This is a genomic window from Streptomyces sp. NPDC025784, assembly GCF_055558435.1.
Genome location: NZ_JBVHMN010000009.1, coordinates 63,632 through 89,543, shown reverse-complemented (window position 1 = coordinate 89,543; position 25,912 = coordinate 63,632). Strand labels below are relative to the sequence as shown.

Sequence of the window (25,912 nt, the reverse complement as noted above, 5' to 3'; positions counted from 1 at the left end):
CGCCGACAGGCCGGCGCCGCCGGACCATCCGGCTCCCCCGGACCACTCGGCTCCATCGGACGGTTCGTCCTCCTCGGACGGATCGGACCGGAAGACCCGGGTCACCGTGCTGGTGGCACTGGGTGCCAATCTACTGATCGCCGCGGCCAAAGCGGTAGGAGGCCTGCTCGCGGGTTCACCGGCCCTCCTCTCGGAGGCGGCGCACTCCGTGGCCGACAGCCTGAACGAGGTGTTCCTCCTCGCCGCCCTGCGGCGCAGCCGCCGCCCCGCCGACAGCCGGCACCCCTTCGGTTACGGCAAGGAGCGGTTCTTCTGGTCCCTGCTGGCCGCGGTCGGCATCTTCGTCATGGGTGGCTGCTTCTCCTTCTTCCAGGGGATCGAGGCACTCAGGAACGGCGCCGAGGAGTCCCTCGGCGGCTACCGCGCCGGGCTCGTGGTCCTCGGGGTGGCCTTCCTCGCCGAGGGCGCCTCCCTGTGGCGGGCGCTCCATCAGGCGCACCGGCAGGGCGGCACGGACGGCGTGCGGGACCCCGCGCTGCGCACGGTCGTCGCCGAGGACGGCACGGCGGTGCTCGGCGTGGTCCTCGCCATGGCCGGCATGGCGCTGCACATGGTCACCGGCCAGGTCGTCTGGGAGGCCGCCGCTTCCCTCGCCATCGGGGCCCTGCTCATGTACGTCGCCTACCGGCTGGGCCACGAGGCACGCGACCAGTTGATCGGCCGGGCCGCCGACGAGGAGCAGCGCGGCAGGATCCGCGCCCTGCTGGAGGCGCAGCCCGAGATCGACAGCGTGGAGGCGCTGCTCACCATGGAGCTGGGCCTGGACTCGACACTGGTCGCCGCGCGGATCGACCTCGCCCCCGGGCTCGACAGCGAGGAGGTGGAGGACGTCGCGGTGCGCATCAAGCGCTCCGTCGCCCACACGTTCCCGGATGCCGACCAGATCTTCCTCGACGTCACCGACGCGCGGACGGCACGGGCGGCCGCACGCGGCGCGCGGGCAGCGGAAAGCCCCGCCGCGACGGGGGAGCGCGGCGGGGCCTGACGCTCGGGTGCCCGGCACCCGGCGGATCATGCGCACCGATTCCAAGATTTTCCGGCGGCGTCACGGACGCCGGTGACGGCCCGGCGGTCCGGTCCCGCGGGCATGGGGATCAGCCCGACGGCTCCAGCAGGAAGACGGGGATGACCCGGTCGGTCTTCTCCTGGTACTCGGCGTACGGAGGGAACGCCGTGACGGCCCGCTCCCACCACCGGGCCTTCTCGTCGCCGCTGAGCTCACGGGCCGTCATGTCCTGGCGCACGGGGCCGTCCTGGAGCTCCACGTGCGGGTCGGACAGGACGTTGTGGTACCAGACGGGGTGCTTGGGGGCGCCGCCCTGCGAGGCGACGACGGCGTACCGCCCGTCGTGCTCGACACGCATCAGCGGCGTCTTGCGGATCTTCCCGCTCTTGGCGCCACGGGTCGTCAGGATGATGACGGGCAGGCCCGTGTCGAGCAGCGTCGTCCCCTTGGTCCCGCCGGAACTCTCGTACAGCTCCACCTGGTCCCGCACCCACTGAGCCGGGCTGGGCTCGTACTCGCCTTCGAGCGGCATGGCTTCCGTCCCATCGTCGTGTCGTAGCCGGTCGTGCTGTCGGCACGATTCAACACCAGAGCGGACGCCGATCATCCGCAACGTCACCCCGCGCGTCCCGGTGCCGCGCGGGGCGGCCCCGGACCGTTCACGGTGCCGCCAGGACCATGCGGACGGCGAGTGCCGTGATCACCGCGCTGGACGCGAGCGCCGTCGCCAGCCGTCCCCGGTGTCCGGTCAGGGCGCGGCCGAGCAGCGCTCCGCCGCAGGCCAGCACGAGTTGCCAGCTCGCGGACGCGGCGAACGCGGCGAGCACGAACACGCCTTGCTCCAGGGGAGCCGCCGCGTCGGCGGAACCGCTGCCGAGCACCAGTGCCGTGAAGTACACGACGGTGGTCGGGTTGAGCAGCGTGATGCCGAGCAGTGCCAGGTAGGCGCGGGCCGGCCGGGGCGGGTCCTGTCCCGTCCGGGCGGCCGATCGCCGCCCGCGGTACTGACGGACCGCGGCGATCGCGCCCCGGACAGCGAGCACAGCCAGGACGAGTGCCGAGGTCCACCGCAGCGGGCCCGTCACCGGCCGCAGCGTGGCCGCGAGCGCCGCACCGCCCAGCGCGGCGACCAGGGCGTACAGCCCGTCCGCGGTCGCGACGCCGAGCGCCGCGCAGGCGCCGGTCCGAAGGGACGTACGTGCAGTGAGGGACACTAGATATGTCGCGACGGCCCCGACGGGCATGGCGATGCCATAGCCCGCGACGAGTCCCGCGACGAGCGCGGCGGTCACGACCGAGGGAGCGAGGGCCTCCGCGGTCGGCCGGGCTGCTGCTGGACCCGCACCGGACGAGCGGCGGCGGAAGTCGGCGGCAGGAAGGCTTCGATCGTGGGCATGGGCAGATCCTCGGGCCACCGGATCCGCCCACGCAAGCCAATTACGCGGGGGCCGCGCCGATGGAGATCAGGCCACGCGGAAACCGCCGGGCCCGTCGCACGGGCCGGAAGTCCGAGGAAACAGGAGGTCCGCCGCACGGGCTTCGGACAGATCGCCGGTCCGGGGCATCTGGCCGAACTTCGCGTGGCCGTCTAGATGCCCCGGGCATCTAATGAAGATCGGCAAGAGGGAACCAGCGCTTGCGAGGTCATCCATGACAGAACCCCTCACGACAGATCCGGTCGCCTTCCCCCAGGACCGCACGTGTCCCTACCACCCGCCCACCGCCTACGACCCGCTGCGTGAGGCGCGCCCGCTCTCACGGGTCTCCCTGTTCGACGGCAGGACCGTGTGGGTCGTCACGGGTCACGGCGCCGCCCGCGACCTGCTGGCCGATCCACGGCTGTCGTCGGACCGCACCCGGCCCGCTTTCCCGGCACCGACACGACGGTTCGCCGAGGTCCGCAACCGCCGTGTCGCGCTGCTCGGACTCGACGACCCCGAGCACCGCACCCAGCGGCGGATGCTGGTCCCGAGCTTCACCCTCAAACGGATCGCCGGTCTCCGGCCGCGCATCCAGGAGACCGTCGACCGCCTCCTGGACCGGATGGAGCGGCAGGGCCCGCCCGCGGAGCTGGTGGACGCCTTCGCGCTGCCCGTGCCGTCCATGGTCATCTGCGCCCTGCTCGGCGTGCCCTACGAAGACCACGACTTCTTCGAGGAGCAGTCCCGCAGGCTGCTGCGCGGACCCACCGCGGCCGACACCGAGAAGGCGCGCGAGGCACTGGACGCCTACTTCGGCACCTTGATCGACCGCAAGCACGGCGGACAGGGCGACGGGCTCCTCGACGAGCTCGTCCGGGACCGGCTGAGCGAGGGGGCGCTGGACCGCGAGGAGCTGATCTCGCTGGCCACGATCCTGCTCGTCGCCGGGCACGAGACCACGGCCAACATGATCTCGCTCGGCACGTTCACCCTGCTGAGGCACCCGGAGCAGCTGGCGGAACTGCGGGCCGAGCCGGCCCTGATGCCCGCCGCCGTTGAGGAGTTGCTGCGCTTCCTGTCCATCGCGGACGGTCTGCTGCGTGTCGCCGTCGAGGACATCGAGACGGCGGGGACGACCATCCGTGCCGGTGAGGGCGTCGTCTTCTCCACCTCGGTCATCAATCGCGACGAGCACACCTTCCCTGAACCGGACGACCTGGACTGGCACCGTTCCACCCGCCAGCACCTCGCGTTCGGCTTCGGCATCCACCAGTGCCTGGGCCAGAACCTGGCGCGCGCCGAGATGGAGATCGCGCTGCTGTCGCTCTTCGACCGTTTCCCCGGGCTGCGGCTCGACGCACCGGCGGACACCATCGCGTTCAAACCCGGGGACACGATCCAGGGGATGCTGGAACTCCCCGTGACCTGGTAAGAGGCTTTCGGGTATGAGCATCGAGATCTCGATCGACAAGAACGTGTGCATCGGCGCCGGACAGTGCGCGCTGGCCGCCCCGAACGTCTTCACGCAGGACGACGACGGATTCAGCGAGCTGCTGCCCGGTCGCGAGGACGGCGGCGGCGACCCCATGGTGCGGGAGGCGGCGCGGGCCTGCCCGGTCGGCGCCATCACGGTGACCGGGACCTGAGGGCGGACGCGCCGGCCGTCACCGCGCCAGGACGGCGAGCTCCAGGCGGCGCGGGCGTCCGGGGTCGGCGATCACCTCGTACGCCGTGATCCGTTCGTCCTCGACCGTCAGGGTGAGGGCGACGAGCGGCCGTCCGCGCGGGGCGACGTCCAGTCCCACGGTCCCGTCGACCAGCGCCGTCGCCGCGTGTCGCGCCCGCTCCCGCAGCAGCACCGTCTCCTCGGCGACCGCCCGCGCGCCACGGACCACCGTCGCCGTGCCGGCAGGCACGGTGACGGGGTCGGCGCGGGCCGAGGTCACGGCACGCGCCTCCTGAGCGGCACCCTCATCCCTCGCCGCCGGCCCGTGCCGCGGCGCCGGCGTCCTGCCGCCCGGCCGCCAGCAGCACGCGCGCCGCGTCCGCCGCCTGTCCGGCCGGCTCCGCGCTGCGGGTGATGCCGGCGGTCACCATGGCCCCCTCGGCCAGCAGGAAGAGCCGGCCGGTGAGCACGGAGGGGAGCCCGGCGTCGGACACGAGGCCGTCCAGGTAGTCCCGGAACGCCTCCTTGTGCGCCGTGACCCGGTCGCTGACGCCGGGGGAGGTGGTGCCCAGTTCGCCGTACGCGTTGATCCAGGCGCAGCCGCGGAAACCGGGCTCGGCGAACCACAGTCCCAGCCACTCGAAGACGGCCAGGATGCGCTCCTCGGGCTGTTCGTGGCGGTCGACGTGCTCGGCCAGGTGCCCGCGCCAGCGCAGGTCGCGCCGCTCCAGGTACGCCTCCACGAGCCGGTCCTTGGCCGGGAACAGCTGGTACAGGCGCTTGAGCGAGACCCCTGACGCGCCGCGGATGTCGTCCATGCCGACGCTCTGCACACCACGGCCGTAGAACAGCTCCTCGGCCGCGTCGAGCGCCTGTTCCCGGGCGAGGGTGAGGGCCTGGTCCCGGGCGGTCGTGCGGTCCATGCAGAGGTCTCCTTGACGTGAGAACGGTCGTTCTCTACGTTAGCAGCCGGAGTGAGAACGACCGTTCTCGCTCGTGTTCCCGACCCGAACCGAGGAATCGCCATGACCGACCGCCCGCCCCTGCCGCCCTTCACCCGGGAGACCGCCGCCCAGAAGGTCCAGGCCGCCGAGGACGCCTGGAACACCCGGGACCCGCACAAGGTCTCGCTCGCCTACTCGGAGGACTCGGTCTGGCGCAACCGCGACACCTTCGTCACCGGCCGCGCCGAGATCGTGGAGCTGCTCACCGCGAAGTGGGCGCGCGAGCGCGAGTACGCCCTGCGCAAGGACCTCTGGGCCTTCGACGGCAACCGCATCGCCGTCCGCTTCCAGTACGAGGCGTGCGACGCCGAGGGCCAGTGGTGGCGCTCCTACGGGAACGAACTGTGGGAGTTCGACGAGCACGGCCTCATGACGCGGCGTGAGGCCAGCATCAACGACGTGCGCATCGAGGAGAAGGAGCGCCGGATCCTCGGTCCGCGTCCGGAGGCGGAGCGCGGGGCGTCCTTCCCCGTTCACTAGGGTTGCCCGCGTGAGCGAACACGCGGAAAGGCCCTTCCTCTACGTCGTCGTCTGCGCGGCCGGCATCGCCGAGGACGTCGGCGACCTGATCACCGCGGCACAGGAGCGGGACTGGGAGGTCGGCGTCATCGCCACCCCGCAGGGCCTCGGCTTCATCGACGCGACCGCCGTGCAGCAGCGGACCGGCCGCCCGATCCGCTCCGCCTGGCGTGCCCCGGGCGACCCGCGTCCGTTCCCGGCCCCCGACGCGGTGGCCGTCGCCCCGGCCACCTTCAACACCGTGAACAAGTGGGCCGCCGGCATATCGGACACCCTCGCCCTGGGCACCCTGTGCGAGGCGTACGGGCTCGGCGTCCCGATCGCCGTACTCCCGTGCGTGAACGAGGCGCTGGCGTCACACCCCGCCTACCGTGCGAGCGTCGAGCGGCTGCGGGGGATGGGCGTCCGCTTCGGGGACCCGTACTCCGGTGAGCCCCAACAGGACGGCGGGCGCAGGGAGTTCCGCTGGGAGCGGGTGCTGGACCTGCTCACCCCCGAGAACGCGGCGGGTCAGGGCCTGCGGTAGACGGTGATCGAGTGGCCGACGTCGTCGATCGGCCGGCTGGTGGCCAGCAGCGCCGCCAGCCGGTCGTCGGCCTTCGCGACCGAGGTGTCCGAGACGACGAGCAGCCCGTGCACGTCGTCCGGGTCCGCCGTGCGGGCATCGGCCGCGTGGATGCCGTACGCCGACGGCACGCCCGCACCCTTGTAGACGAGCCACACCTTCTCCCCCGGGTACCGCTCGCGCAGCCGGTCGGCGAGCCGCCCCAGATCCTGCCCCCAGTCGACGTTCGAGTCGTGCAGGCGCAGCCGGGTCTTCGACGGCCCGCCGAACGCCTCGTTCGAGTACGGCAGATAGTAGGGATACGTCGCCAGCGAACTGACGGCGACGAACAGCACCAGCGCCGCCGTGACCCCGCGTGCCCAGCGACGCCCGAAGGCCACGACGCAGGCCGCCGCGACCGCGAGGAACACCGGTACGAACAGGGCGTAGCGCACCCCGAGGTCGCGGGACCCCAGCATGGCCGTGCCCAGCAGCAGCGCCGGGGCGATCAGGACGTACGGAGCCGCGGGCCGCAGCCGGGGCACCGCGAGCAGCGCGGCAGCCCCGGCCGCCCACAGCGCGAGCATGCCGAGCGGCGTCTTCACCAGCAGCGCCGCCGGAAGGTAGTACCAGAGCGAACCCGCGTAGAGACGGCCGAACAGGAAGCCCTGCCAGGTCGCGTTCTCGAAGCCGAACTGCACGCGCATGCCGTCCCGGTACGGCCGCGGGAACGGCAGCGCGTCGACGAGCAGTGCGCGCAGGCCGTGCACCGGAGGCAGGTCCGCCGGCGCCGTCCAGCGCAGCCGCGGGTCGACCGCCAGATACGCGGCCCACACCACGGCGACGGCCACCAGCGCCGTGCCGGCCGCGCCCGCCGCGCCGGACCCCAGGAGCCGGACCCACCCGTGCTCGCCGGACGGCTCGGCCGCGGCCGGGGCGTCGACCGCCCCGCCGTCCCGCGCCGGACCGGCGGTCGGCGGGCCGGAGCGGCGCGCGTGCCACACCGACAGAGCCGCCAGGAGCAGCAGCACCGGGACGGCGGGCAGCATGCTCATCTTCGTGGCCAGTGCCACGCCCAGCGCCGCCCCCGCGAGCGGCAGATGGAGCACCGGGCGCCGCCGGGCCCGCCACAGCAGCCACGCCGAGGTCAGCAGAAAGCCCGACGCCGGGACGTCGAGCGTGGCCAGCGAGCCGTGCGCGATCACATCGGGCGAGAACGCGTACAGCGCCAGCGCCGTCAACCCGCCCACGGGGCCGACGAGTTCCCTGGCGAACGCCAGAACGACCAGGCCGAACAGCAGCGTCAGCACCATCACCGGCAGCCGCGCCCAGAACATCACCCGCCAGGGGTCGTTGCCCGACTCGTACAGCACGCGTCGCCCGAGTTCCGTCTGATCACCCGCGAACCCCTCGTCCAGGTGCGGGTGGGCGAAGACCAGCCCGCTCGCGACGATCAGTTTGCCCAGCGGCGGGTGCTCGGGGTTGTACCGCAGGCTGTGCTGCTGCGTGTAGACCACGGCCGTACCCACATAGACCGGCTCGTCGATCGTCGGGGTCTGCTGCACCGCCGTCGTGACCATCGCCACCGCCATCTCGGCCAGCAGTGCCACCACGGCCAGGACGAACAGCAGCCGCCGGTGCCGCCGCGGCAGCCGACGTCGCGCAGGGCGCCGCGCACCGCTCACCGGGAGCTGCTCGTCGTGCCTGCCTGCCAGGAATGTGGACATGCCCTTGGTTACGTCCGCTCCGTACGGGCCTGCTCATCCGGGAGCACCCGGATTCGGGCGCGCACCGGTCCGCGGACCTGCCACGACCGCCCGGACGGACGGCAGGGAGACGAGTATGCACCGCGGCCCGTCCGGGCGCGTGCGGCACGCGGTGGTTCCGCACGGGCCGCTCCGCGCGCCGGAGACCGGCGAGGAAGCAGGGACCTCGCCCCGGACTCCGTCAGCGGGTCCTGCGCACGTAGTCCGCGCTGTCCGGTGTCGACACCAGCACATCGCGGCGCACGATGCTCAGCCGGTCACCGTAGCCCGCACGGGCCTTGCGCAGTCCGCTGTCCGTGTACTCGACGACCAGCACGCGGTCGTGGAACGCCTTCGCGTACTCCCCGCACTCGTCGTACTCGCCGCACTCCTCCGCCACCGCGAAGTCGAGCCCGGTGCGTGCCCGCACGCCCGCCAACTCCACCGTGTTCTTCTGGCCGATGGCCAGGTGCCGGGCGTGCGCGCGGGCCGACAGCAGCGTGATGAACGCGGTCGCGTCGTCGGCGGACAGCAGATGGTGCGAACGCGTGTAGCTGTCGTAGTTGTCCGGCTCGACGGCGTCGAAGCCCTTGTCGGCGCAGTCGTCGATCCACCGGCCGACCCGCTCGGCCACCCGCTCGCGCCTGGCCGGGGTACGGATGTCGAGCAGGGCCTCGTCCCAGTCCTCGTCGACGACGACCTTGCCCCGGGCGTCCCGCAGCAGCAGGTCGGCCGGCCACTGCCCGCGCTCCTGCGGCTGCGCCTGGAAGGCGTTCACGTAGCAGACGTTGTAGAGGCCCGGCGCGGGGGACGCGGCACGGTCCCGGCTGACGACACGGACCCCGGCGGGCGGGGGATAGGCGCCGCCGATCTGGTAGTCGAAGCCCGCGTGCAGCGGCGGGAGTTCGACCGCGTCCTTGCCCACCCCCACCGTCGTGGAACCCTTCGGCGAGGCGTCGGTGTCCCCGCCCGAGCCGCAGCCGGCCAGCGCCAGGACCATCGTCAGGACAGCCGCGGCAGCCCCCCTGACGGGGGAAACACGTGTGTCGGGCATGTTGCTCCAGCACTCGCGAGTACGACCCCGCCTCGGACGCATCCCGCGATCCTGGCGACTTGGGCCGGACTTGAACGGAGTCCGCTACCGGCTGGGCGCACCTCTGGTGTGCCGGGTGACACCACGGCACGTGCAGGATCAAATCGTGTGATTGCGCCCGCGTCAAGGCGGCCGATCGGCACGCGCCGGTCACCCGACGGATACCCGGACGTGCCGCCGGGGCCGATGCTGGCCGCACCTCGCGTCCGGGACGCCCCTGACCGGAACGCGGCGATCGAGGAGAGCAAGCACACCATGACCATCGGAATCATCGGTGCCGGAGCGATCGGCCAGGCCCTCGCCGGGCGGTTCGTCGCCGCGGGCGAGCAGGTCGTCATCAGCAACAGTCGCGGGCCGCGGTCGTTGCGGGGGCTCGTCTCCTCGACGGGGCCGGGTCTGCTGGCCGCCACCGTGGCCGAGGCGGCCGAGGAGGAGGTCGTCGTCCTCGCCGTACCGTGGCGGCGGCTGCGGGCGGCGGTGGCCGCGGCCGACGTGTCCGACTGGCAGGAACGGATCGTCATCGACACCACCAACCCGTCCGGCCGTCCGACCGGCCCGCCCGGCCCGCCCGGCCCGCCCGGCTCCGGGCCCGACGGCCCCGGCGGCCGGACCTCCAGCGAGGTCGTCGCCGGCCTGGTGCCCGGATCCCGGCTGGTGAAGGCGTTCAACACGCTGCGGCCGGACGTCCTCGGCGCCGACCCGCGGACTCCGGCCGGACGGCGTGTGATCTTTCTCTCCGGCAACCATCCGGGCGCCAACGGCCGAGTGGCGCGGATCGCCGGGCGGGTGGGCTGGGCGGTCGTGGATCTCGGCCCGTTGGCCGAGGGCGGACGGCTCCAGCAGGTCCCCGGCGGCCCGCTGGCCACCCTTCACCTCGTCATGGAGCCCTGATGCGGGGCTTATTGTCAGGACATGACCGGAGACCGTATCTCACTGGCCGTACACGACCACGGGGGCGACGGGCCGCCCCTGCTCCTGCTGCACGGCGCGGGCCGCACCCTCGCGGACTGGGCGGCCGTCGCCCCGCTGCTCGCCCGCCGCCACCGGGTGCTCGCCGTGGACCTCCGCGGACACGGTCACTCGCCCTCCGGGCCCTGGAACTTCCCCGGGGTGCTCGCCGACATCGAGGCGGTGCTGGAGAAGCACGACATCCCGGACGCGTTGCCGGTCGGTCACTCCCTCGGCGGGATGGTCGCCGTGCTGCACGCGCTGGCCCACCCGGACGCCGTGCCCGGCGCGGTCGACCTCGACGGCTACGGGTGGGGCCGCCCCGACCAGTACGTGGGCCTCGACCCGGCGTACGTCGAGGAACGACTCGCCCAGGTGCGTCAGATGGCGGAGGCGGCGTCGGCCCGCGGTCCGCTGCCGGCCGACGGCCTCGCGCAGGAACTCGCCAGGCAGCGCGCGATGTCCGGACAGCTCGGGATCCCCTACGACCTGCTGGAGGCCGGCGTCCGGCGCTCGGTCGCCGAACGGCCGGACGGGCGGCTGGAGTTGCGGCCGGAGCACGACCGCGCACTGGAGATGCTCGCGGCGATCGAGTCGCTCGATCTGTTCGCCCTCTTCCGGCGAGTACCCGTCCCGCTGCTGCTGGGGCGCGCCCTGCGACCCGTGCCGCCGGTCCCCGGCCTGGACTGGTTCGACGAGCTGATGACCGCGTACGGCCGGGGGCTCGCCAGGGATCTCGACCTCCTGGCCGCCGAGCGCCCCGGAGTGAGCGTGGCCGGGATCGACGGCACCCACGCGATGCTCCTCGAGAACCCCCGGGGGGTCGCCGACGCGGTCCTCCGCTTCACCTCCGCGACGCTCCCGGGGCCTGCCGCATGACGCCTGCCGGTGACGAATGGATCGTCGGGCGCGAGCCCGAACTCGGCCTGCTCACCGGCCTGGTGGAGGAGCTGGCGGCGGGCGGGACGGCCTCCGTGGCCCTCGCGGGCGCTCCGGGCGCGGGCAAGAGCGTCCTGTTGGACGCCGCCGCCCGGCTCGCCCGGCGGGCCGGCGTACGGGTGCTGCGCTGCCGCGGCAGCGAGAGCGAGTCGCAGCTCTCCTTCGCCGGACTGCACCAGCTGCTGCGGCCCGTGCTCGACCTGGCCGAGGGACTGCCGACCCGCCAACGGGCCGCACTGCTCGGCGTGTTCGGACTCGACGAAGGCACCGGCCCGGCATCCGATCCGATGCTGACCGCGCTCGGCGCGCTGACGCTGCTGTCCGACGCCGCCGAACGCGGCCCCCTGCTGCTGGTGGTCGACGACGCGCACTGGCTGGACGTGGGCACGCTCGACGTCCTCGCGTTCGTGGCCAGGCGGCTGGAAGGCGAACCGGTCGCTCTGCTCGTCGCCGCCCGCGACACCCTCGTACCCGCGCAGTTCACCCGCGAGATACGCCGCGTCACGGTGGAACCGCTCGACCGCGCGGCGGCCGGACGGCTCCTGGACCGCCAGCCGCGTCCACCGTCCGGCCGGGCCCGCTCCCGCGTCCTGGAACAGGCGGCGGGCGTGCCGCTGGCCCTCGTCGAACTCGCCCGGGCCGTCGGACGCGACCCCGAGGCCACCGAGGACGGTGCGCTGCCCCTCACCGACCGGCTGGAAGCCATCTTCGCCGCCGACCTGCCCGGACTGCCGGACAGCACACGGCAGTTGCTGCTCCTCGCCGCCGCCGCGGAGAGCGCCGAACTCCCCGCCATCCACGCGGCCGCCGGGGAGTCCGCCACACCGGACGACTGGCTGCCCGCCGAACGCGCCGGACTCGTCCGCATCGACGACGGCCGCATACGCTTCCGGCACCCGCTGATCCGCTCCGCCGTCTACCAGGCCGCGACCTACGCCGAACGCCACACGGCCCACCGCAAGCTCGCCGACGCACTCGCGGGCGACCCGGACCGCCGCGCCTGGCACCACGCGGCCGCCGTGTCCGGAGTGGACGAGGACGCCGCGCGGGAACTGGAGGACAGCGCGGCGCGGGCGCAGCGCCGCGGCGGTTACGCGGCCGCCGCCACGGCCCTGGAACGCGCGGCCAGGCTCAGCCCCGACCCCGCCGTCCGCGCCCGCCGCCTGGTACGGGCCGCCACCCTGGCGATGTACGCCGGACACCCCCGCTGGGTGGGAGAGATCAGCGCCCGCGTCGCCACCCTCACCGACGACCCCGAACTGCTCGCCGAGGCCTCCCTCCGCGCGGGCTGGGCGCTCGCCGTGACCACCCAGTTCGCGGGTGCCCTGGGCTTCCTGCTGCCGGTCGCCGAAGCGGCCGCCGACACGCATCCCGGCCTCGCCCTCGACGCCCTCGGCACCGCCACCACGCCCGCGTACAACTCGGGCGCCCCCGAACACCGTGAGCGGATCCTGCGCACCCTGGAGCGGGTGCCGGCCCAGCAGGACGAGACGGCCCGCCTCTGGGTCCTCGCGGGCTGCGACCCCGTACGCAACCGGCGGCGGGCCCTCGCTCTGCTCGCCGCCGGCTGGAGCGAACCCCTGCCCGAACCCGAGGCGGGCGCCGAGGTCGACGTCCCGCTGACCCGCATGGTCGTCGCGGGCGGCGCCGCCTGGGTGCTCGACGAGACCGCCGAGGCCGTGCGCCTGCTCGGCGGAGCCCTGGAACACCTGCGCCGGTCCCCGACCTCCGGGGCCAACGCGACCGTCGCCCAGGCGCTCGCGCTGGCCCTGCACGAGAGCGGAGCCTGGTCGGAGTGCCGCGCGGCGCTCGACGAGGGATACCGCACGGCGGCGGAGGCCGGACTGGAGAACGTGGCCGTCGGAGCGCCGCTGCTGCGCGCCACGCTGCTCGCGCTGAGCGGCGACACCGAGGCCGCCCGCGCCACCGTGCAGCGCGCCGTGCACGGCATCGACCTGCCGCACTGCCGCAGCCTCCAGGTGCGCGCGCACTACGCGCTGGGCGCCGCCGCGCTCGCCGAGGGCGACCACGCGGCGGCCTACGACCGCTTCCGGGCCGTCTACACCCAGGACCCGCAGCCCGCGCCCCTGCACTTCCACGCGTCCGACTACTACCTCGGCGACCTCGCGGCCGCCGCCGTACGCACGGGGCGCACCGAGGACGCGCGGCGCGTCCTCGACGCGACGCTGACACGGCTCGCCGAGGGCGAGGTGTCCCCGCGGCTGGACGCGATCGTGCACCGGGCCCGCGCCCTGCTCGCCGAACCGGACGACGCCGAACGGCACTTCGTCGCGGCGCTGGCGGATCCGGCGGGCGACCGTTGGCCCTTCGAACGGGCCCAGGTCCGCCTCGACTACGCCGAGTGGCTGCGCCGGCGGCGCCGCGCGTCGGCGGCACGCCCGCTGTACACGGCGGCCCTGGAGGTCTTCGAACGGCTCGGCACCCGCCCGTGGGCCGAGCGGGCCCGCGCGGAGCTGCGTGCCGCGGGCGTCACCCCCGGCACCCCGTCGGCCACGTCCCGCGACGCGCTCGCCGAACTGAGTTCGCAGCAGATCCAGATCGCCCGCCTCGCGGCGGCGGGCCTGACCAACCGCGAGATCGGAGAACGCATCTTCCTGTCGCCGCGCACGGTCGGCTTCCATCTCTACCGGATCTTCCCGAAGCTCGGTATCACCGCACGGGCGCAGCTGCGGGACGTGCTGCCGGAGGAGCCGTCCTGACCGGTCAGTGCGGGCCGGCCGGCGCGAACTCGGTGCCGCAGGGCCCCGCGCCCTCGCTCTCCGGCAGGACGACGGGGGAACCGCCCATCGTCAGCGTCCGGTAGTAGCGTCCGATGCGTTGCGCCGAGCGACCCGCGTAGTGGCCGATGAAGGAGCGGCGGAACCGGTCGGCGCTGCGGTTGGGGCCGGAACCGTGCACGAGGCTGCCGTTGAAGAACAGCACGTCGCCGGGGGCCATGTCGACGGGTACGGGGGCGAGGCCGGGCGGCGGCGCGACGTACTCGCGCGCGAAGGACACCTCGGGGTCCGCCTCCTCGGGACAGAACAGGTCCATGCGGTGTGTGCCCGGCACGACCTCCAGACCGCCGTTCGCGCGGTCGATCGCGTCACAGGCGATCCAGGCCGCCACACAGGTGCCCGGCTCGACCCGCAGATAGAAGTTGTCCTGATGCAGCGCCTGGCCGCGGGCACCGGGCGGCTTGAAGTAGAACATGCTCTGCGCGGCCAGGACCTCCTCGCCCAGCAGGGACTCCAGCACCTCGCGCAGCCGGGGGTCGAGCAGGAGGCGCAGCGCCAGGGCGCTGATGCGGTGCGGGTGCATGACGCGGGGATGGGTGTGCAGCGGGTCGGCCGGGCCGTCGCCCTCGACGCCACGGGGTTCGAAATGACCCGGGACCGGTCCCGCGGCGTGCAGCGCGGTGAACTCGGCGCACAGTTCGTCGATCTCGGCGGGGGTGAACAGGCCGCGCTCCAGCACGAAACCCCGCTCCGCGAACTCGGCCCCCCCACCGCCGCGGCCCGGAAGCCTTCGCGGAACGCCGTACCCCGCTGTTGTCCCCGACTGCCATGCGACCGCCCCTTCCCTCCGGTGTGCCAGGTGCTTCACGCTAGGCCGGTGCGCCCCACCGGAGGATGCCTGTGCGTGCTGACGAGTTGTCCGGGGCTGCCGCTCCGTCGCCGCCGCCCGGCCTGGTGACGATCGGACGCTTCGACCAGCGCCCCGGCTACCGCGTCAACCGCCCGCGCGGCTCGGACAGCTGGCTGTTCACCTGGACCACCGGCGGACACGGTCTGCTCGAACAGGGCGCGGCCCGGACCGTGGCCGGTGCGGGGGACCTGGTGGTGCTCGGACCCGGCACCGCACACCGCTACGCCGTCGAACCGGGCGCCGGGCACTGGGCGTTCTGGTGGGCGCACTGCCAGGCCCGCCCCGCCTGGGTGGCCCGGCTGCGGCCGTACGCGCTCACCGACGGGCTGTACGCGGTCGGACCGGAGACGGACGACATGGGACCCGGCGGCCCGGGACCCGGTGGCCCGGACACGTACGGGTCGGACGTCGGCGGTACGGAATGCGGCGGGCCGTGCGCGGGCGGCACGCACACCGGTGGCCCCGTCACCGACGTCAGGGGACCCCGTGAGCCGGACGCGACAGGCATCGGTCCGCGCCGGAGCCGTATCGAGACCGCTTTCCGGCGGATGTACTCCGACGCCCGCTGGACGGGGGCCGGCCCGCCACCCGGTCCGGTGCGGCCGGCCCCCGGCGCGGTCGCGGTGGCGCACGGCACCGCCGCCCGGGAGCTGACGCTCTGTTCGCTGGAGGAGATCGTGCTGCTCGCCACCGCGCGGGCCGAGCGCCGCGGCCCCGGCGTCGACGCACGGATCCGGCACGCCGAGTCCCTGATCGCCGCAGATCCGGGCCTGCCGCACACCGTACGGTCGTTGGCCGCGGCGGTCTCCCTCTCACCGTCCCGCTTCGCGCACCTGTTCACGGAGCAGCTCGGCCGGTCCCCGATGCGGGCGCTGCGCGACGCGCGGCTGCTGCACGCGGCCCGGCTCCTCGAAGCCACCGAACTGCCCGTGGGACGAGTGGCCGCGGCCTCCGGCTTCACCAGCGCCTTCCACTTCAACCGTGTCTTCCGGCAGCGCTACGGCATGCCACCCGGCGCCTACCGGAACGCGACGGTCATGGGTGCGGGGGAGGCGGCGGCAACGTAGCGACGTCCGGCGGAGATTCGGGCCACACCAGCAGCACCGGGCAGGGCGCGTGGTCGACGACGAACCGCCCGGCCGGTCCCAGACTGCGCGGACCGAGGTGCGCGCGGTCCCCGTCACGGGCCAGTACCAGCAGGTCGGCGCCCTCGGCGGCGGCCACGACCTCCCGTTCGGCGCGCCCGGCGCGTTCCAGCTTCGTGGCCGGACGGTCCAGCCGCCGTGCCGCCGCGTCGAGCAGCCGCGCGGCCGAGGTGGTGCCCAGCGTCTCCATCCGGTCGCCCGGGTCGGGCTCGGAGCGCGCGCGGCCGAGCAGTCCGGCGAACGCGCCGTGCGCCAGACCGGGCACGTCGGGTTCCGAGACGTGCAGCAGGACCACCTCGGCGTCGCCGGGCACGTGCTCGGGCACGGCGTCCACGCACGCCGGCCACGTCCCTTCGACCAGCCAGACGACCACACGCATGCTCATCAGCCCCCGATGACCTGGAGAGACAACCACAGTGCCAGTACGGCGGGGACCAGCGCCGCGGGCACGGCGATCAGACCCAGCCGGGTGAACTCCTTGAGATCGACGCCGTGTTCGTGCTGGTGCACGATACGCCGCCACAACAGCGTCGCGAGGGAACCCGCATAGGTCAGGTTCGGCCCGATGTTGACGCCGAGGAGGACGGCCAGCACGGCGCCGGGGCCGGACGCCGCGGTCAGCGGCAGCAGGACGAGGACCGCGGGCAGATTGTTGATCAGGTTGGCCAGCACGGCGGCGAGCGCGGCGATGCCGAGCAGGGCGGGCAGGTCGCTGCCGTCCGGCAGGAGCCGCCCCAGCGCGTCGGCCAGCCCGTTGTCGACGACCGCCCGGACGACGACGCCCAGGGCGAGGACGAAGGCGAGGAACGACGGCGCCGCGGCCTTCACGACGGTCAGCGGTCCGGCCCGGCGCCGCGCGAGCGCGCGCCCGGCCAGCACCAGCGCACCCGCCGCCGCGGACCACGCCGGGTCGATGCCGAGAGCGGAGGCGGCGACGAAGCCCGCCAGTGTGCAGCCCACGGTGACCAGGGCGAACAGGGGGATCTCCGGCGGCTCCTCGGCACTCGGCTCGGGTGCCGCCGCGCCCAGGTCGTGGGCGAAGAAGCGCCGGAAGACCACGTACTCGGCGCCGATCGCGACCAGCCAGGGAAGGACCATCAGCGCGGCGAACCGGGTGAAGCTGAGGCCGCTGGTGGTGAACGCGAGCAGATTGGTGAGGTTGGAGACCGGCAGGAGCAGCGAGGCCGTGTTCGACAGATGGGTGCAGGCGTACACGTGCGGCTTGGGGCGGGCTCCCATCCGGGCGGCCGTCGCGAACACGACCGGGGTGAGCAGCACGATGGTCGCGTCGAGACTGAGCACGGCCGTGATGGCGGAGGCGAGCGCGAAGACGGCGGTCAGCAACCGCCCCGGGCGGGCCTTCGCCCAGCGCGCCATCCAGGCGCCGCAGGCCCGGAAGAGGCCCTCGTCGTCGCAGAACCGGGCCAGCACGAGGACCGCCGCCAGGAAGCCGATCACCGGCCCGAGATGCGCGGCCTCGGCGCGGACGTGGTCCAGGGGGATCGCGCCCGTGACGACCACCAGTGCTGCGGCCGGCACCGCCACCACCGCCTCGGGCCAGCCGAACGGCCGGACCACCGCGCAGACGAGGACGACGACGAGCAGGGTGACGGAGAGCGCCTCGGCGAACGGGCTGCCGAGGGGGGCGGAGAGGGTCTGGGCGAGCGGGGTGCCGACGGCGGCGGGGCCGCCCGGGCCGAGCGGGCTGTTCAGAGTTCGGTCCTCCGAGGATGGTCGTGGCGCCCCACCATCACATCAAACGCCCGGTGACCCGCCTCGCTGCGGCCGTCGTTCCTCGCCGAGCAGCGTCAGCTCCGCCCAGATGGTCTTGCCCTCCGGCGTGTGCCGACTGCCCCAGCGCTGCGTGAGCTGGGCGACGAGCAGCAGCCCGCGGCCCCCCTCGTCGAAGATCTTCGCCCGGCGCAGATGCGGCGCGGTGTGGCTGCCGTCGGAGACCTCGCAGATGAGCGTGTCGGGGTCGTGGATGAGGCGCAGCCGGATGGGCGGCTCCCCGTACCGGATGGCGTTGGTGACGAGTTCGCTGACCACCAGCTCGGCGGTGAACGTCACTTCGCTCAGCCCCCAGTGGTCCAGTTGCTCGACGACCTGCTTGCGGATCGGGGCGACGAGGGCGGGGTCCGCCGGGATGTCCCAGGTGGCCACCTGGGAAGCGGCCAGGCCGCGCGTGCGCGCGAGCAGCAGGGCCACGTCGTCCGGGGCGCCGCCGACGGGCAGCAGGGACTGGAGGATCGCGTGGCACGCCTCGTCCAAGGACTGCGACGGCTGCTCCAGGGCCCGGAACAGCAGACGCCGCCCGGCGTCGAGGTCCCGGTCGCGGTCCTCGATCAGCCCGTCGGTGTACAGGGCGAGCACCGTGCCCTCGGGCAGGTCGAGTTCCACCGCCTCGAAGGGCAGGCCGCCCAGCCCGAGCGGCGGCCCGGCGGGGAGGTCGACGAGGTGGGGCGAGCCGCCGGGACGGAGGATGACGGGCGGCGGATGTCCGGCGCGGGCGAGCGTGCACCGCCGGGAGACCGGGTCGTACACGGCGTACAGACAGGTGGCGCCCATCTCGCCGGTGACGCCCTCGGCCCCGGCCTCCACGGACAGCCGGACGACCAGGTCGTCCAGATGCGTGAGCAGTTCGTCGGGGGCCAGGTCGATGTCGGCGAGCGTGCGGACGGCCGTGCGCAGCCGCCCCATGGTCGCCGAGGCCTGGATGCCGTTGCCGACGATGTCGCCGACGACCATGGCGACCCGCATCCCGGACAGCGGGATCACGTCGAACCAGTCGCCGCCGACCCCGGCGCGCGCCGCGGGAAGGTAGCGCGAGGCCGCGTCGACGGCCGCGGTGCGCGGCAGCGACTGCGGCAGCAGGCTGCGTTGCAGGGCGAGGGCGGTCTCGCGCTCGCGGGAGAACCGGCGTGCGTTGTCGATGCAGACGGCGGCCCTGGCGGTGACCTCCTCGGCGAGCAGGGCGTCGTCCGGGGTGAAGGGGTCGGGCCGCCGGTAGCGGGTCAGGACGGCCACGCCGAGCGTCTGGCCGCGGGCCCGGATGGGCACCGCCATCGTGGCGTGGATGCCGTACTCGGCGACGCGTCGTCCGCGCCGTTCGTCCTCGGTGAGCCAGGTCCGCAACGCCGTCGCGACGTCCGCGGTGACGACCGTCCGGCCGGTGACCACGGCGTCCGCCTGGGGCGAGGACGCGGGGTAGACGTCGACGTCACCGGGCTTGACGAGCGCCTCGGGGGAGCCGGGGAGCACCGACTGGTGGGCGGCCCGGCGCAGGGCGACCGGAGCGGTCGGGCGGCCGGACTGCGGCTCGGTGCCCGGTTCCGGGGGATCGAGCAGGTCGACGCGGACGAAGTCCGCGAGCACGGGCACACAGACGTCGGCGAGCTCCTGGGCCGTCCGGGTGACGTCGAGGGTGGTGCCGATGCGCACGCTCGCCTCGTTGACCAGTTGCAGCCGCTCGCGGGCCTTGTACTGCTCGGTGAAGTCGTGCGCGGCCACACAGACGCCACGCACCCGTCCGTCGGCGTCGGTGAGCGGGGCCATCCGGGCCAGCCAGGCATGCGGGCGGCCCTCGCCGCCCGTCCGCATGGTGGTCTCCACGTCACGGCCCCGTCCGGAGACGAGGACGTCGTACATGTCCTCCTCCAGCCGCTCGCCGGCTCGCTCGCCGCCGATCTCGGAGACCCGCAGACCCCGGATGCGGTCCTCCACGAGGCCGAGCACCCCGGCCATCGCGTCGTTGATCCCGAGCAGCCGGAGTCGTATGTCGTAGACGGCCGTGGCGCAGGGCGACTGGGAGAGGACCGCCCGGATCAGCGGGTCGTCCCGGGGCGGCGGTTCCCGGCCCGTGAGGGGGGTGACGACGACCCAGCCGTCGCCCTCGTCGCGACGGTGCGCCAGCAGCCAGACCGGCAGGACGTGGCCGTCCCGGTGGCGCAGCGGGAGGGTGCCGCTCCAGCGGTGGCCGGCGGGTTGTGACGGTGCGGCGGCGACGGCGTGGTCCAGCAGGGCCGTCGCGGGGCGGCCCTCGACCTCGTCGGGCGCGTACCCCAGCAGACGGCGGGCCCCCTCACTCCAGTGGATCAGGGTTCCGTGCTCGTCGATGACCGCCCGTGCCGTGGCTGCCTCGTCGAGGTGGTGGACCGGGCTCATCGTCGCCACTCCATTGCGCACACTCACAGTGAACAAGCGCGTCACTCGGGTTCCAGCCTAGTGCGTGGGCGCCCTGCGCACCCCTGAACACGGGCCGACGGGACGACATCCGGAGGGCGGATTTCCGGCGGATGTGTTCGGTGGGTCGGAAGTGACTTCCGCACCCTTGACGGCCGCGTGTGTCGCCTCGTCAGAATCTGTTTGTTCACGATCAGTTGTGATGACTTCTGGGTCTTGATGAGGGAGAGCCGCCATGACGGTCACACGAAGAGCGGTATTGATCGCGGGCACGGCCGTGCCCGCGGCCGGCGCACTCACGGGCGCCGCCGAAGCCCGGGCCGCGGCCGGGCACACCCCGGGGCGGCACACCGTCGAACTGCGCGACGGCTGGCGTTTCGCGCTGGTCGACCCGGGCGGCGTCACCGACCCCACCGGTGCCTACGCGGACGCCGCGCGGCCGGGCTACGACGACTCGGCGTGGCGCGAGGTGGCCGTACCGCACGACTGGAGCATCGAGCAGACCCCCACCACCGAGCACGGCACCACCAGCGGGACGGGATTCTTCCCCGGCGGTCTCGGCTGGTACCGCACCACGTTCACCCTGCCGCCCGCGTACGCCGGCAAGCGGGTGTCCGTGGAGTTCGACGGCGTGTACATGGACTCCTACGTGTACTGCAACGGCACCGAGGTCGGCCGACACCCCTACGGCTACACGGGCTTCGCCCTCGACCTCACCGGCCTGCTGCACACGGACGGCAGGACCCCGAACGTCATCGCCGTGAAGGTGCAGAACCAACTCCCCAGCAGCCGCTGGTACTCGGGCAGCGGCATCTACCGCGACGCACGCCTGGTCGTCACCGAGCCGGTGCACGTCCAGCGGTGGGGCACCCACGTCACCACACCGGAGATCACGAAGGAGCGGGCGCTCGTACGGGTGCGGACGACCGTCGTCAACGCGTCGGGCGCCCCTGCCGAGGTCCAGGTGATCTCCCGGATCCTCGACCCCGACGGCCGGACGGCCGCCCGGACGACCACCACGGCGACCATCACCGACCAGGCCGACGAGACCCACGAACTCTCCGTGTCCGCACCCAGGTTGTGGGACTTCGCGACGCCGCAGCACCGCTACACGCTGGAGACCGAACTGCGCACCGGCGGCACGACCGTCGACACCTGCCGCACCCCCTTCGGCATCCGGTCCTTCCGCTTCGACCCGGACGAGGGCTTCCACCTCAACGGCACCCACGCCAAGATCAAGGGCGTCGACCTCCACCACGACCAGGGCGCTCTCGGCGCGGCCGTGAGCCTCGACGCGGTGCGCCGCCAGATGACCGTCATGAAGTCGATGGGCGTCAACGCCTTCCGGACCTCCCACAATCCGCCCTCCCCGCAGATGATCCAGGTCTGCGAGGAACTGGGGATCGTGATGATGGTGGAGGCCTTCGACTGCTGGCGCACCGGGAAGACGAAGTACGACTACGGGCGGTTCTTCGACGAGTGGTGCGAGAAGGACGCCACCGAGATGGTCCTCGCCGCCCGCAACTCACCCGCCGTGGTCCTGTGGTCCATCGGCAACGAGATCCCCGACTCGACCTCCACGGCCGGACTCGCCATGGCCGACCGGATCATCGCCGCCGTCAGGGCCGCCGACGACACCCGGCCGCTGGTGATCGGCTCGGACAAGTACCGCCGCCCGCCGGCGAAGGGTTCGGCTGCCGACCTCATGCTCGCCAAGCTCGACGGGCTCGGCCTCAACTACAACACCGCCAAGTCGGTCGACGACCTGCACGCCGCCTACCCGCACCTGTTCCTCTTCGAGTCCGAGTCGTCCTCCGAGACCTCGACCCGGGGCGCCTACCAGGAACCCGAGCACCTCAACACCGGGGAGAACCACACCCCGGGCCGACGGGCCACCTCCTCGTACGACAACAACCTCGCCTCCTGGACGATGAGCGGCGAGTACGGCCACAAGAAGGACCGGGACCGCAAGTGGTTCGCGGGCGAGTTCCTGTGGTCGGGCATCGACTACATCGGCGAGCCCACCCCGTACGACGTCTTCCCGGTGAAGGCCTCCTTCTTCGGCGCCGTCGACACGGCGGGCTTCCCCAAGGACATGTACCACCTGTTCAGGAGCCAGTGGACGACCGAGCCCATGGTCCATCTGCTGCCCATGACGTGGAACCATGCGCCGGGCGACACGGTCGAGGTGTGGGCCTACGCGAACGTCGACACCGTCGAACTCCTCCTCAACGGCAAGTCCCTCGGCACACGCCGGTTCGACACCAAGAAGACCACCGACGGCCGCACGTACCTGGAGACCACCGAGGCGACCGGCGACGACAAGACCTTCACCGACGGCCCCTACCCCGGCAGCTACACCAGCCCCAACGGCAGCGCGGGCAAGCTTCACCTCACCTGGAAGGTCGCCTACGAGCCGGGCGAGTTGAAGGCGGTCGCCCGCCGCGGGGGCAAGGTGGTCGCGACGGACGTCCTGCGCACCGCGGGAGCCCCCCACGCGCTACGCCTCACCCCGGACCGCATGTCGCTGCCCGCCGACGGGCGCTCCCTCGTGTTCGTGACCGCGGAGGTCGTCGACGCCCACGGCGTTCTCGTGCCCGACGCGGAGCACCGGATCGCCTTCGACGTCGACGGCGGCTCGGTCGCCGGACTCGACAACGGCCGGCAGGAGAGCGCCGAGCGCTACCAGGCCGCAACCCGCACCGCCTTCCACGGCAAGGCGCTCGCCATCGTCCGGTCCGGGACGAAGACGGGCACCCTGAAGGTGACGGCCCGGGCGGAGGGCCTGCGCAGGGCGACCACGAGCGTGCGCACCACCCGGGCCGGGTCGCGAGCGACCACTCCGGCGCCGGTCTTCGGGCCCGACCACCCGGCGGCCCCGAACTATCCCTACGCGGACGCCAGTTACTCGGGCCGCCCCGACACCCTGCCCGCCGCCATGCTCGACGGCGACGCCGGCACCGGGTGGTCCAACGCCTTCCACAAGTCGGCGACGGCCCTGCTGCCCGCCTTCGACGGGCCCCGCGCCGAGGACTGGGTCTCGGTCACCTGGGCGCGCCCGCGCACCGTCGACCGCGTCGAGGTGTCCTTCACCGTCGACGCGGCACATGCCCAGCCCGCCTCCGTCGAGGTCTCCGTGTGGGACGGCGAGCGGTACGTGCCCGTGAAGGGGGCGGTCCTCGACCGGGCCACCACGTCCGACGCCCCGACCGTGATCACCTTCGACGCGGTGCGCGGCTCACGGCTGCGTCTCCTCATGACCGGCGGCCACCCGGGGGCGGCCGACGGCGCGATCAGGATCAGCCGCCTGGAGGTCCCCGCCGCCTGACGGGCCGGCCGGGTGAGCGGGCGGCAGCCCGCGTCGCTCGTGCTCGGTCAGCGTGTGGAGTTCGGCACGGTCGAGGGGCCGGTGGACCTCGACGTACTCGCCGTGCGGCAGGCGTCTGACGACCCCTGTCGCACGGCCGTGCGCGACCAGTTCACGGTCCCGCAGCCGAAGGCCCAGACAGATGCGCCGGGTCACGACGAAGACGACGACCGGCACCACCAACAGGGCGATCCGCACCGCCCAGGTCACGGTGTTGATCGACAGGTGGAAGCGCGTCGCCACGATGTCGTTTCCGCCGCCCGCGAGCAGGACCAGATAGAGGCTGATCCACGCGGCGCCCAGCGCGGTGCGCACCGGACGGTTGCGCGGCCGGTCCAGCAGATGGTGCTCGCGCCGGTCCCCGGTGACCCGGGCCTCGACGAACGGGTAGACGCCGATGAGGACCAGCAGCAGGGGGAAGACGACGATCGGGATGAGCACGCCGAGGACGAGGGTGTGGCCCCACAGCGTGATCTCCCAGCCCGGCATGACCCGCACCAGGCCCTCGGCGAAGCCCAGGTACCAGTCGGGCTGGGCGCCCGTCGACACCTGGTCGGCGCGGTAGGGGCCGTACGCCCAGACCGGGTTGATACTGGCGACCGCGGCGATCAGCGTGATGACACCGGACACCAGGAACAGGAACCCGCCCGCCTTCGCCATGTACACCGGCATGAACGGCGTTCCCACGACGTTGCGTTCGGTCTTGCCCGGCCCACCGAACTGGGTGTGCTTGTGGTACACGACCAGGATCAGGTGCGCGACCACGAGCGCGGCCATGATGCCGGGGATCACCAGCACGTGGAGCGAGTAGAAGCGCGGCACGATGTCATGGCCCGGGAACTCCCCGCCGAAGAGGAACATCGACAGATACGTGCCGACGACGGGCACCGACAGGAGCGCCCCGTCCACGAACCGCATGCCGGTCCCCGACAGCAGGTCGTCCGGCAGCGAATAGCCGAACAGCCCCTCGAACATGCCGAGGAGCAGAAGCGTCCAGCCGAACACCCAGTTCACCTCGCGGGGCCTGCGGAACGACCCCGTGAAGAAGTGCCGCATCATGTGCGTCAGCATCGCCGCCAGGAAGATCAGCGCCGCCCAGTGGTGGATCTGCCGGATCAGCAGCCCGCCGCGCACGTCGAAGCTGATGTCGAGGGTCGACGCGTACGCCTCCGACATGCGGATGCCGTTCAGCGGCACATAACTGCCGTGGTAGACCACCTCGTTCATCGACGGGTGGAAGAACAGCGTCAGGTACACCCCGGTCAGGACCAGCACGACGAAGCTGTAGAGGCAGATCTCGCCGAGCAGGAAGGACCAGTGGTCCGGGAAGACCTTGCGCAGGTACTTCGCGCCGAAGGCGTGGAGGCCGAGCCGGCCGTCGAACCAGTCGGCCACCCGCTCGCCGGACGACGCCGTGCCCGCCGGGCGTGCCGCGGGCCCGGCGTCGGGGCCCTCGGCGGTGCCGTGGGCAGGGGTGACCGCCTCGTGCCGTTCGCCGGTCGTCATGGCTGCCTGCCCTCCTGCGCGTCCGTCTCCTCCTCGCGGCGCACGTGCGCGAGCTTCTCGGGGTTGGTGACGATGTAGACGTCGCAGACGTGCTCGCCGTCGGGCGCGAGGTCCATGACCATGACGGCGTACGGGGAGTCACCCTCGAAGATCACGGCGGAGTCGTCGCCGTTGACCCGCCGGTAGCGGATGTCGAGACCGGTCGCGCGGCGGGTCGCGTAACCGGCGAACAGCCGGGCCACCTTGTCCCGCCCGTGGACCGGCCGCAGCCCGGCCCGCGGGGTCTTGCCACCGCCGTCCGTCCACACCGTGACGTCCGGCGCCAGGATCTCCATCAGCGCGGTGATGTCACCGCCCAGCGCGGCCTCCACGAAGCGTTCCGTCGCCTGCCGGCGCACCCGGGGGTGGGCCCGGTAGAGCGGCCGGCGCGCGTGCACGTGCTGCCGGGCCCGGTGGGCGAGCTGGCGCACCGCGGCGGGGCTGCGGTCGAGGACTCCGGCGATCTCGGTGTGCGCGTAGCCGAACACCTCGTTGAGGACGAAGACCGCGCGCTCCAGCGGGGTCAGCGACTCCAGCACCACGAGCATCGCCAGGGACACGGACTCGGAGCGCAGGGTCCGGTCGTCGGCGGCGCCGGCGGGGGCCGGCTCGTCGAGCAGCGGCTCGGGCAGCCAGGGGCCCACATAGGTCTCCCGGCGGCGGGTGATGGCGGCGCGCCGGGCGAGCGCCTGGTTCACGGCGATCCGGACCAGGTAGGCGCGCGGGTTGGCGATCCCGCCCAGCGGGGAGCGCCCGGCGCGGCCCTGCCAGGACAGCCAGGTCTCCTGGAGCACGTCCTCGGTGTCGGCGACGCTGCCGAGCATGTTGTAGACGATCGCGAACAGCAGCTCGCGGTGGTCCACGAAGACCCGCGTCGCGCCGTCCGCGCCGCTCGGCCCACCCTTCGGGCCGCCCGCCCCGTCGTCCGTGCCGCTCGCCCCGTCCTGCGCGCCGCTCGCCCCGCCGTTCGTGCCGCGCGGCCCGTCCTCCGGGAGCGTCCCCGAACGGCGGCCCAGGGACGCCCAGTCGGGCGCGCCGGGCCTTTCGGCGCCGCCGGGTGACGCGCCATGCGGACGCGAC

21 protein-coding genes and 1 pseudogene are annotated in these 25,912 nt (G+C 73.3%); 10 read left to right on the top strand and 12 right to left on the bottom strand.

Translation table 11 applies throughout. The features are described 5' to 3' along the window. Positions 1–106: 106 nt before the first annotated feature. Complete coding sequence (locus ACZ4IF_RS21255; protein WP_467564944.1) at positions 107–1,045, top strand: cation diffusion facilitator family transporter; 939 nt, start codon at positions 107–109, stop codon at positions 1,043–1,045. A gap of 109 nt (positions 1,046–1,154) precedes the next feature. Here the strand turns inward: ACZ4IF_RS21255 and ACZ4IF_RS21250 are convergent, their stop codons facing one another. Together ACZ4IF_RS21250 and ACZ4IF_RS21245 are read right to left on the bottom strand one after the other, a co-directional pair. Beyond that, entirely contained in the window at positions 1,155–1,598 is a 444-nt protein-coding gene (locus ACZ4IF_RS21250) for a nitroreductase family deazaflavin-dependent oxidoreductase (RefSeq protein ID WP_467564942.1), read from the bottom strand. Positions 1,599–1,725: 127 nt separating this feature from the next. Continuing rightward, the gene (locus ACZ4IF_RS21245; protein ID WP_467564939.1) at positions 1,726–2,358 is read right to left on the bottom strand and encodes a LysE family transporter; all 633 of its coding nucleotides are present in this window, start codon (positions 2,356–2,358) and stop codon (positions 1,726–1,728) included. Positions 2,359–2,716: 358 nt separating this feature from the next. Here ACZ4IF_RS21245 and ACZ4IF_RS21240 point away from each other — a divergent pair, with 358 nt between their 5' ends. Then, positions 2,717–3,919 (top strand): cytochrome P450, encoded by a 1,203-nt coding sequence (locus tag ACZ4IF_RS21240; protein WP_467564937.1) that lies wholly within the window; start codon positions 2,717–2,719, stop codon positions 3,917–3,919. 19 nt (positions 3,920–3,938) lie between these two features. Continuing rightward, positions 3,939–4,133, top strand: coding sequence for a ferredoxin (locus ACZ4IF_RS21235; RefSeq protein WP_028798621.1), 195 nt, complete (start codon positions 3,939–3,941; stop codon positions 4,131–4,133). Positions 4,134–4,151: 18 nt separating this feature from the next. Here ACZ4IF_RS21235 and ACZ4IF_RS21230 read toward each other — a convergent pair whose 3' ends face one another. Together ACZ4IF_RS21230 and ACZ4IF_RS21225 are read right to left on the bottom strand one after the other, a co-directional pair. Then, complete coding sequence (locus tag ACZ4IF_RS21230; protein ID WP_467564935.1) at positions 4,152–4,433, bottom strand: hypothetical protein; 282 nt, start codon at positions 4,431–4,433, stop codon at positions 4,152–4,154. Positions 4,434–4,458: 25 nt separating this feature from the next. Continuing rightward, positions 4,459–5,076 carry a TetR/AcrR family transcriptional regulator gene (locus tag ACZ4IF_RS21225; protein ID WP_467564933.1) on the bottom strand — a complete coding sequence of 206 codons (618 nt, stop codon included), beginning with the start codon at positions 5,074–5,076 and terminating at the stop codon, positions 4,459–4,461. A 102-nt stretch (positions 5,077–5,178) separates the two neighbouring features. Between ACZ4IF_RS21225 and ACZ4IF_RS21220 the strand changes: the two genes are divergently transcribed. Both ACZ4IF_RS21220 and ACZ4IF_RS21215 read left to right on the top strand, forming a co-directional pair. After that, positions 5,179–5,637, top strand: coding sequence for a nuclear transport factor 2 family protein (locus ACZ4IF_RS21220; RefSeq protein WP_467564930.1), 459 nt, complete (start codon positions 5,179–5,181; stop codon positions 5,635–5,637). A gap of 10 nt (positions 5,638–5,647) precedes the next feature. Then, positions 5,648–6,202: a flavoprotein gene (locus ACZ4IF_RS21215; protein WP_467564928.1), complete on the top strand. Its 555-nt coding sequence runs from the start codon at positions 5,648–5,650 to the stop codon at positions 6,200–6,202. On the opposite strand, the gene ACZ4IF_RS21210 is transcribed toward ACZ4IF_RS21215, so the two are convergent. Both ACZ4IF_RS21210 and ACZ4IF_RS21205 read right to left on the bottom strand, forming a co-directional pair. After that, complete coding sequence (locus ACZ4IF_RS21210) at positions 6,187–7,947, bottom strand: ArnT family glycosyltransferase (RefSeq protein WP_467564926.1); 1,761 nt, start codon at positions 7,945–7,947, stop codon at positions 6,187–6,189. The genes ACZ4IF_RS21215 and ACZ4IF_RS21210 overlap by 16 nt on opposite strands. Positions 7,948–8,167: 220 nt before the next feature. Beyond that, entirely contained in the window at positions 8,168–9,019 is an 852-nt protein-coding gene (locus tag ACZ4IF_RS21205) for an endo alpha-1,4 polygalactosaminidase (RefSeq protein WP_467564924.1), read from the bottom strand. Positions 9,020–9,313: 294 nt separating this feature from the next. Here ACZ4IF_RS21205 and ACZ4IF_RS21200 point away from each other — a divergent pair, with 294 nt between their 5' ends. The 3 genes from ACZ4IF_RS21200 to ACZ4IF_RS21190 are packed head-to-tail and all read left to right on the top strand — an operon-like array spanning position 9,314 to position 13,665. Next, positions 9,314–9,949, top strand: coding sequence for an NADPH-dependent F420 reductase (locus tag ACZ4IF_RS21200; RefSeq protein WP_467564922.1), 636 nt, complete (start codon positions 9,314–9,316; stop codon positions 9,947–9,949). Positions 9,950–9,970: 21 nt separating this feature from the next. Beyond that, a complete protein-coding gene (locus ACZ4IF_RS21195; protein WP_467564920.1) occupies positions 9,971–10,885 on the top strand; it encodes an alpha/beta fold hydrolase in 915 nt (304 codons plus the stop codon). Further along, positions 10,882–13,665 (top strand): helix-turn-helix transcriptional regulator, encoded by a 2,784-nt coding sequence (locus ACZ4IF_RS21190; RefSeq protein ID WP_467564918.1) that lies wholly within the window; start codon positions 10,882–10,884, stop codon positions 13,663–13,665. Before ACZ4IF_RS21195 ends, ACZ4IF_RS21190 begins: the two co-directional genes overlap by 4 nt. A 4-nt stretch (positions 13,666–13,669) precedes the next feature. Here the strand turns inward: ACZ4IF_RS21190 and ACZ4IF_RS21185 are convergent. Next, positions 13,670–14,440 (bottom strand): annotated as a pseudogene (locus ACZ4IF_RS21185) (phytanoyl-CoA dioxygenase family protein); the annotation flags it as partial. 137 nt (positions 14,441–14,577) lie between these two features. On the opposite strand from ACZ4IF_RS21185, the gene ACZ4IF_RS21180 reads away from it, so the two are divergent. After that, the gene (locus ACZ4IF_RS21180) at positions 14,578–15,660 is read left to right on the top strand and encodes an AraC family transcriptional regulator (protein WP_467564916.1); all 1,083 of its coding nucleotides are present in this window, start codon (positions 14,578–14,580) and stop codon (positions 15,658–15,660) included. On the opposite strand, the gene ACZ4IF_RS21175 is transcribed toward ACZ4IF_RS21180, so the two are convergent. The 3 genes from ACZ4IF_RS21175 to ACZ4IF_RS21165 form a co-directional block, all read right to left on the bottom strand. Continuing rightward, complete coding sequence (locus ACZ4IF_RS21175; RefSeq protein WP_359499134.1) at positions 15,629–16,117, bottom strand: universal stress protein; 489 nt, start codon at positions 16,115–16,117, stop codon at positions 15,629–15,631. The two genes, ACZ4IF_RS21180 and ACZ4IF_RS21175, sit on opposite strands and share 32 nt — an antisense overlap. Before the next feature lie 5 nt (positions 16,118–16,122). Further along, positions 16,123–17,343 (bottom strand): SLC13 family permease, encoded by a 1,221-nt coding sequence (locus ACZ4IF_RS21170; RefSeq protein WP_359499136.1) that lies wholly within the window; start codon positions 17,341–17,343, stop codon positions 16,123–16,125. A gap of 150 nt (positions 17,344–17,493) precedes the next feature. Next, positions 17,494–19,902, bottom strand: coding sequence for a SpoIIE family protein phosphatase (locus tag ACZ4IF_RS21165; RefSeq protein WP_467564915.1), 2,409 nt, complete (start codon positions 19,900–19,902; stop codon positions 17,494–17,496). 253 nt (positions 19,903–20,155) lie between these two features. On the opposite strand from ACZ4IF_RS21165, the gene ACZ4IF_RS21160 reads away from it, so the two are divergent. After that, a complete protein-coding gene (locus tag ACZ4IF_RS21160) occupies positions 20,156–23,248 on the top strand; it encodes a glycoside hydrolase family 2 TIM barrel-domain containing protein (protein ID WP_467564913.1) in 3,093 nt (1,030 codons plus the stop codon). Here the strand turns inward: ACZ4IF_RS21160 and qcrB are convergent. Further along, positions 23,159–24,793, bottom strand: a complete 1,635-nt coding sequence (gene qcrB / locus ACZ4IF_RS21155) for a cytochrome bc1 complex cytochrome b subunit (RefSeq protein WP_467564911.1) — start codon at positions 24,791–24,793, stop codon at positions 23,159–23,161. The two genes, ACZ4IF_RS21160 and qcrB, sit on opposite strands and share 90 nt — an antisense overlap. Continuing rightward, positions 24,790–25,695 (bottom strand): RNA polymerase sigma factor SigJ, encoded by a 906-nt coding sequence (gene sigJ / locus ACZ4IF_RS21150; protein ID WP_467565324.1) that lies wholly within the window; start codon positions 25,693–25,695, stop codon positions 24,790–24,792. The genes qcrB and sigJ overlap by 4 nt, the downstream gene beginning before the upstream one ends. Between the last annotated feature and the right edge of the window lie 217 nt (positions 25,696–25,912).

Bases quoted from the DNA above. Each gene is read 5' to 3' on its own strand.
- ACZ4IF_RS21250 (WP_467564942.1), bottom strand. From the start codon at position 1,598: ATGCCGCTCGAAGGCGAGTACGAGCCCAGCCCGGCTCAGTGGGTGCGG.
- ACZ4IF_RS21165 (WP_467564915.1), bottom strand. From the start codon at position 19,902: ATGAGCCCGGTCCACCACCTCGACGAGGCAGCCACGGCACGGGCGGTC.
- ACZ4IF_RS21160 (WP_467564913.1), top strand. From the start codon at position 20,156: ATGACGGTCACACGAAGAGCGGTATTGATCGCGGGCACGGCCGTGCCC.
- ACZ4IF_RS21195 (WP_467564920.1), top strand. From the start codon at position 9,971: ATGACCGGAGACCGTATCTCACTGGCCGTACACGACCACGGGGGCGAC.
- ACZ4IF_RS21220 (WP_467564930.1), top strand. From the start codon at position 5,179: ATGACCGACCGCCCGCCCCTGCCGCCCTTCACCCGGGAGACCGCCGCC.
- ACZ4IF_RS21205 (WP_467564924.1), bottom strand. From the start codon at position 9,019: ATGCCCGACACACGTGTTTCCCCCGTCAGGGGGGCTGCCGCGGCTGTC.
- ACZ4IF_RS21190 (WP_467564918.1), top strand. From the start codon at position 10,882: ATGACGCCTGCCGGTGACGAATGGATCGTCGGGCGCGAGCCCGAACTC.
- ACZ4IF_RS21175 (WP_359499134.1), bottom strand. From the start codon at position 16,117: ATGCGTGTGGTCGTCTGGCTGGTCGAAGGGACGTGGCCGGCGTGCGTG.
- ACZ4IF_RS21225 (WP_467564933.1), bottom strand. From the start codon at position 5,076: ATGGACCGCACGACCGCCCGGGACCAGGCCCTCACCCTCGCCCGGGAA.
- ACZ4IF_RS21210 (WP_467564926.1), bottom strand. From the start codon at position 7,947: ATGTCCACATTCCTGGCAGGCAGGCACGACGAGCAGCTCCCGGTGAGC.
- ACZ4IF_RS21180 (WP_467564916.1), top strand. From the start codon at position 14,578: ATGCCTGTGCGTGCTGACGAGTTGTCCGGGGCTGCCGCTCCGTCGCCG.
- ACZ4IF_RS21240 (WP_467564937.1), top strand. From the start codon at position 2,717: ATGACAGAACCCCTCACGACAGATCCGGTCGCCTTCCCCCAGGACCGC.
- ACZ4IF_RS21200 (WP_467564922.1), top strand. From the start codon at position 9,314: ATGACCATCGGAATCATCGGTGCCGGAGCGATCGGCCAGGCCCTCGCC.
- qcrB (WP_467564911.1), bottom strand. From the start codon at position 24,793: ATGACGACCGGCGAACGGCACGAGGCGGTCACCCCTGCCCACGGCACC.